Annotated in this window: 6 protein-coding genes; 4 read left to right on the forward strand and 2 right to left on the reverse strand. The window is 74.5% G+C overall.

Translation table 11 applies throughout. From position 1 onward, the window contains the following. Positions 1-125 precede the first annotated feature (125 nt). Complete coding sequence (locus tag ACFW6A_RS25475; RefSeq protein ID WP_386482878.1) at positions 126-995, forward strand: peptidoglycan-binding protein; 870 nt, start codon at positions 126-128, stop codon at positions 993-995. 18 nt (positions 996-1013) lie between these two features. Here ACFW6A_RS25475 and ACFW6A_RS25480 read toward each other — a convergent pair whose 3' ends face one another. Beyond that, positions 1014-2423 carry an amidase gene (locus ACFW6A_RS25480; RefSeq protein ID WP_351855537.1) on the reverse strand — a complete coding sequence of 470 codons (1410 nt, stop codon included), beginning with the start codon at positions 2421-2423 and terminating at the stop codon, positions 1014-1016. A 91-nt stretch (positions 2424-2514) separates the two neighbouring features. Further along, a complete protein-coding gene (locus ACFW6A_RS25485; RefSeq protein ID WP_386643169.1) occupies positions 2515-3600 on the reverse strand; it encodes a chitinase in 1086 nt (361 codons plus the stop codon). A gap of 439 nt (positions 3601-4039) precedes the next feature. Here ACFW6A_RS25485 and ACFW6A_RS25490 point away from each other — a divergent pair, with 439 nt between their 5' ends. The 3 genes from ACFW6A_RS25490 to ACFW6A_RS25500 all read left to right on the forward strand — a co-directional run. Then, entirely contained in the window at positions 4040-4561 is a 522-nt protein-coding gene (locus ACFW6A_RS25490) for a toxin-antitoxin system HicB family antitoxin (RefSeq protein WP_386643172.1), read from the forward strand. Positions 4562-4693: 132 nt separating this feature from the next. After that, positions 4694-5536, forward strand: coding sequence for a DUF4097 family beta strand repeat-containing protein (locus ACFW6A_RS25495; RefSeq protein WP_351855543.1), 843 nt, complete (start codon positions 4694-4696; stop codon positions 5534-5536). Positions 5537-5666: 130 nt separating this feature from the next. Continuing rightward, the coding region (locus ACFW6A_RS25500) for an ATP-binding cassette domain-containing protein (protein WP_386643176.1) at positions 5667-6000 on the forward strand (334 nt) is incomplete at its 3' end.

Consider the following 6000-nt stretch of genomic DNA (forward strand, 5'->3'; position numbering starts at 1 on the left):
ACCATTTACGGGGCATCGCCCGCAGTTGACGCTCTCTTTGACCGGCGATCAAAATCTGCGTGGATTCGCCACCCCTCCACGGCTTCTCCGCATCCCTCACGGTTTCCCCTCCCCTGGAGCCCTCGATGCGCCACAGGACTGCCCTGACCACAGCAGTCACGCCGGTCACCCCCGAACCCTCCGGACCTCCCGGGCCCGCCGGACGCCCCCACCCCGTCTTCGGCCAGGTCGCGGCGGGCGCTCCCGGCGGTCCAGGGGCGCGCGAGCAGGATCTCGAACTCTTCGACGACACAAGGCCGTTGCCCGTCGTCCCGGCGGCGCCCCGCGGGCGCGGCGGCCGGCACGCGCCCGCCCCGCGGCGGCGGCGCGCACTCCCGCTCCCCCCGCTGCTGATGGGACTGCTGGCGGCCGGGGTCGGCGCGGCCCTGCCGGTCTACCTCGCCGCGCGGCCGGGCTCGCCCGCCCCGGCTCCCTCCGCCCTCACGATGCCGGACCTGCCCCTCCCGCCCGCCCCGGTGCCGGCCCCCGCCGGGCCGACCGAGGAGCCGTCCCGCACCCCCTCGGCGCGGCCGACCCCGACACCGTCGCCGGAGCCGACCCCGGCCCGCACGGCTCCGACCCGTACGACTCCGGCGACCGCGACGGCGACCCGGTCCGCCCCGACCACCGCCCCACCCGTGGCGCCGCCTCCCACGAGGCGGGCCGTCACCGCTCCCCCTCCGGAGCCGCCGGCCTCCTCCCCGCCGCCGACCCGTGGGCACGGCCGCCCGTCCTCCGGGCCGGACGGACCGCGCATCGGCAGCAGCGGCCCCGAGGTGGTGGAGGTCCAGGACGCACTCCAGCGGCTCGGCCTCTACCGGGGGCCGCTCGACGGCGTCTTCGGGGAGGCGCTGGAGACGGCCGTGATCCGGTTCCAGTGGTCCGTGCGGGTCTTCGAACGTCCGGGCGTGTGCGGTCCGCTGACGCTCGCCGCGCTGCGGGAGGCGGTCTCCTGACCGTCCGCCCGCCGGGTCTCAGACGTCCTGGACGCGCCGGAAGGGCCGCTCGGCCTCCAGGGCGAACGCGGCCTCCAGGAGGGTGCGTTCGCTGCCGGGGCGCCCGGAGAGGAGGATGCCGACCGGCAGGCCCTCGGCGGTCGTGTGCGCGCTGGGCAGGGAGATCGACGGGGTGCCCACGACGTTGTCGATCGGGGTGTAGGCCACGTACCCGAGGATCCGCTCGACCAGCACGGCGTACGGGACGGTGGGGCTGAGGTACCCGATCGGGGGCGCGGTGTGGGCGAGGACCGGGGTGAGGACGAGGTCGAGACCGCGCAGGGCCGCCGCGTACGCCTCCCTGGTCCGCCGCAGCCGGCGCAGCACGCCCGGGGTGTCCCGCCACCGCTTCACGTACTCCTCGCGCAGTCCGCGGCTCAGCCCGTCCATGCGGTGCCGGTCGAAGTCCCGTCCCAGGCCGCGGCCGGTGACCCCGAGGAGGAAGGAGAGCATGCCCCAGTAGGTGAGGAAGTCCCCGGTGAAACGGGGGTCGAGGTCCATGCCCACCGGTTCGACGGTGTGGCCGAGGGAGCGGAGGGTGGCGGCCGTCCCGGTGACGGCGGCGCGGGTGTCGTCGTCGCAGGCGACGCCGTTGGGCGAGTCGAGCAGGAAGCCGATGCGCAGCCGCCGGTCGGACGGGCCCTCGACGAGGCCGACCGGCGGCAGCTTGGGGCTGCGCCGGTAGCGTTCGGCGGCGGCGAGGAAGGCGGCGGAGTCGCGGACGGTCCGGGTGACGACGCCGTCGGTGACGATGTCGACCGGCAGCCGGCGGCTCTGGTCGTTGCCGACGACCCGGCCCCGGGTGGGCTTGAGGCCGACGAGGCCGCAGCAGGCGGCGGGGATCCGGATGGAGCCGCCGCCGTCGTTGGCGTGGGCGAGCGGTACGGCTCCGGCGGCGACGAGCGCGGCGGCGCCGCCGGAGGAGCCGCCCGCGGAGCGGCCGGTGTGCCACGGGTTGCGTACCGGCTCCCCGGTCTCGTACTCGGTGGCCGGGCTGAAGCCGAACTCGGGCAGCCGGGTCTTGCCGAGGACGGTGACGCCGGTGCTGAGGAACTGGCGCACGAAGGGCGCGTGCCGGCGGGCCGGGCGGGGGGTGAAGGCGGCGCTGCCGTGGCCGGTGGGCAGGCCCGCGTAGTCGGTGTTGTCCTTGATCAGGGTGGGGACGCCCGCGAAGACCCCGCCGGTGCCGCCACGGAGCTCCGGCGGGTCCAGCGGGGTCTGCACCGCGTTCAGTTCGGCGACCGCCCGCAGGCGGGCGGCCGCGTCCCGGGCCGCCTCGGCGGGGCTCACCTCGCGCCGCCGGATCGCCTCCGCGAGTCCGACGGCGTCGTGTTCCCCGAGGGAGTCGTCCCCGAAGGCGTGCACCGTGTTCCGCTTCTCGTCGCTCACCGCTGCCTCAGCCCCCGGCGTCGTGGATGGTTGCCGCCATCATGACGTACCCACGGGTAACACGCGAGGGCCGGGCGGGCGCGGCGCGGGGCTAACGGCCCTGGAGGCGCTTGACGTTGTCGCCGAAGGTCCAGTTCTTCGAGCCGTCCCAGTTCGCCGACCAGGTCATCAGCCCCTTGAGCTTGCCCCCGTAGTGGTTCCACGCCTGGGTCACGAGGGAGGGCGCCATGTAGCCGCCGCCGGCGCCCGGCTGGGCGGGCAGGCCGGGGACCTGCTTGTCGTAGGGGACGCGGATCGTGGTGCCCTGGACGACGAGGCCGCGGTCGAGGCAGTCGGTCTGGGCGGTGAAGCCTGCGACGGTGCCGGCGGAGTAGGAGTCGCCGGAACAGCCGTACATGCTGCCGTTGTAGTACTGCATGTTCAGCCACCACAGGCGGCCGTTGTCGGCGTACTTCTTGACGATCGGGAGGTACGCGCCCCAGATCGAGCCGTACGCGACGCTGCCGCCGGTGACGTAGGCCGTCTCGGGCGCCATCGTCAGGCCGAAGCCGGCGGGCATCCGGGCGAGGACGCCGTCGATGATGCGGACGAGGTTGGCCTGGGAGGCGGAGAGGGTGCCGATGCTGCCGCTGCCGACGAGACCGGTCTCGATGTCGATGTCGATGCCGTCGAAGTTGTACCGCTGGAGGATCGGCACGATCGTCTCGACGAAGCGGTCGGCGACCGCCCGCGAGCTGAGGTCGATCCCGGCGGCGGCCCCACCGATGGACATCAGGATGGTGGCGCCCGCGGCCTTGGCCCGGCACATCTCGGCCGGGGTGGCGACCTTGACGGTGCTGTCCATGCCGTCCTCCCACAGCACCGTGCCGTCCGAGCGGATCACGGGGAAGGCGGCGTTGATGACGTTGTACCCGTGCGCGGCGAACCGGGGGTCGTCGATCGGCGCCCAGCCGAAGGGCGGGTGGACGCCGTTGACGGCGCCGTCCCAGTTCTCCCAGTAGCCCTGGAGCACCTTCCCGGCGGGACGGGGCTTGAGGGCGCAGGTGTCGGCCGCCGCCGACGTGGTGCCGGCCGGGCCGGCGACGGCCTGCGCGGGAGCGGCGGCGACGGTGACGACGGAGGCGAGCAGGGCGGCGAGACCCGCTCCGAGGGCGCGGGTGATCCGTGAGCCTGGCATGCGGTGCTCCTTGGGACGTGGGGGGTCGGTCCGGGGCGTGGCGCGCGCTCCAGCAGACCGTAGATTGGTCCAGACCTACCGTCAACCACCCTTGCGGACAAGCCCGTTGAGGCCGGGAGGAAGAGGGGTTGCCGCCTCCGGAGTCGGGCGCGGCCCGAGCGGTCACGACACCGCCCCCGTACACCTGACGCCACCTCGACGCCACCCTGACGCCACCCCTACCGCCCCTGACGCCACCCCGGCAGCCCCGCGCCGCCTCACGGCGTGACGACGCCCCTCCGATCACCCTGACCTGGGACAGCACCCTGGCGTCGCGCGGCACCGCTTGGCGCCACACGGCGCCACACGGCGCCATCAGTGACGCCATCCGGTGCCATTCGGCACCCCTTGGCGCCACAAGGGGTTGCACATGGCGCCATCGTGGTGCCATGATGGCGTCATGGACCTCACCCCGTATGTCGACAGCCTCCGCCGCGAACTCGCGGTGGCCGCCGAAGCCGGTGGCGACGCGGCACGCGAACTGGCCGAGCGACTGACGGCTCCGCTGGATTCGGCCGCCCGCCTGACCATGCTCCACGTGCTCTCCGCGGCCACGGACGAGATCACCCGCGAGCTCGCCCCCGGTTCGGTCGACGTACGGCTCCGGGGCCTCGACCCCGACTTCGTGGTCACGCGACCGCCCTCCGACAGCGGCACGTCCCCCGCGGAGCCGGCGGCGCCCCCCGAGCCGCCGGCGGCCCCCGCAGCCCCCGAGGGGGACGAGGGCGCGGTCGCCCGGGTGAACCTGCGGCTGCCGGCGCACCTCAAGGCGCGGGCCGAGGAGGCCGCCGCACGCGAGGGCCTGTCGGTCAACGCCTGGCTGGTCCGGGCCGTGTCCTCGGCGGTCGACGGCGGCACCCGGCCGCGTACGGCGGAGAAGCCCCGGACCGTCGGACAGAGCATCACGGGCTGGGTGCGGTAACCCACCGCCCACCCGGCACACCCCCTAAGCACCACCCCTCCATACGCCTCCGACGCACGACCCCGCACCACTTCACCCCCACCACGTCCCACCAGCGGGGACGTTCACGAGACCCAAGAGGACGGGACAGCCATGCCTTCTTTCGACACTCCCGCAGCGATCTCGGTCACGGCCCGCGTGGAGGCCGGCTCCATCCAGTTCGTCGCCGGCGAGCGCACGGACACGGTCGTCGAGGTCGCCCCGCGCAACCCGAAGAAGGACCTGGACGTGCGGACGGGCGAGCAGACCGAGGTCGCGTACGCGAACGGCACGCTCACCGTGCGGACGCCCAAGTCGAACCTCTTCGGCCGCACCGGCGTCGTCGACGTGACGGTGGAACTGCCGACGGGCTCGCGGATCGAACTCGACGGCGCCTGGACCCAGGTCCTCGGCGAGGGCCGCCTCGGCGAGGTCCGCGTGAAGACCTCGTCCGGCGACGCCCGCTTCGACACCACCGGCCCGCTGCGCCTCACGGCCTCGCACGGCTCCATCTCCGTGGACCGCGTCGAGGGCCCGGCCGAGATCACCACCAGCTCCGGCAGCCTGCGGGCCGGCCTGATCGACGGTCCCGCCGTCCTGAAGAACTCGCACGGCACCACGACGGTCGCCGCCGTCACCGGCGAGCTCCGCGTCAGCGGGGCGCACGGCGACATCACGGTCGACCGCGCCGAGGACTCGGTCACCGCCACCACCGCGCACGGCACCATCCGCATCGGGGAGGCCTCCCGCGGCACCGTCCAGGTGGAGACGAGCTACGGCGCCATCGACGTCGGCGTCCGCGAGGGCACCGCCGCCTGGCTCGACGCCGTCTCGGGCTCCGGCCAGGTGCGCAACGGCCTCACCGCCTCCGACGCCCCGCAGGAGTCCGAGGAGACCGTCACGGTCCGCGCCCGCACCCGCCACGGCAACATCGACATCCGCCGCGCCCGCGTCTGACCCCGCCCCCCCCCGGGGCCCGCCCGCCCGGGCCCCGCCCCTCCCCCACGACAAGCACCCCTCCCTCCTCCCCTCCCGCCTCCTTCCTCCCTCCTGTCCTTCCCGCCTCGTCCTTCGATCGGAGGCCTCCATGCCTTCTTCTGTCATGCCCATGCCATTCCCGACGCCCGGTCAGGGCGGCGGCCCGCCCGTCCCGGCCGCCATCACCGCCACCGGTCTGCGCAAGTCGTACGGCGACAAGGTCGTCCTCGACGGTGTCGACCTCCACATCCCGGCCGGCTCCGTCTTCGCGCTGCTCGGTCCCAACGGCGCCGGCAAGACCACCGCCGTGAAGATCCTCTCCACCCTCGTCACCCCCGACGCCGGACGCGCCCGCGTCGCCGGCCACGACCTCGCCACCGAAGCCCACGCCGTCCGCGCCGCGATCGGCGTCACCGGACAGTTCTCCGCCGTCGACGGCCTGA

Origin of the sequence: Streptomyces sp. NPDC058758 (genome assembly GCF_042746075.1) — a bacterium.
In the GTDB taxonomy this organism is placed as follows: Bacteria; Actinomycetota; Actinomycetes; order Streptomycetales; family Streptomycetaceae; genus Streptomyces.

Bases quoted from the DNA above. Each gene is read 5' to 3' on its own strand.
- ACFW6A_RS25475 (WP_386482878.1), top strand. From the start codon at position 126: ATGCGCCACAGGACTGCCCTGACCACAGCAGTCACGCCGGTCACCCCC.
- ACFW6A_RS25485 (WP_386643169.1), bottom strand. From the start codon at position 3,600: ATGCCAGGCTCACGGATCACCCGCGCCCTCGGAGCGGGTCTCGCCGCC.
- ACFW6A_RS25490 (WP_386643172.1), top strand. From the start codon at position 4,040: ATGGACCTCACCCCGTATGTCGACAGCCTCCGCCGCGAACTCGCGGTG.
- ACFW6A_RS25495 (WP_351855543.1), top strand. From the start codon at position 4,694: ATGCCTTCTTTCGACACTCCCGCAGCGATCTCGGTCACGGCCCGCGTG.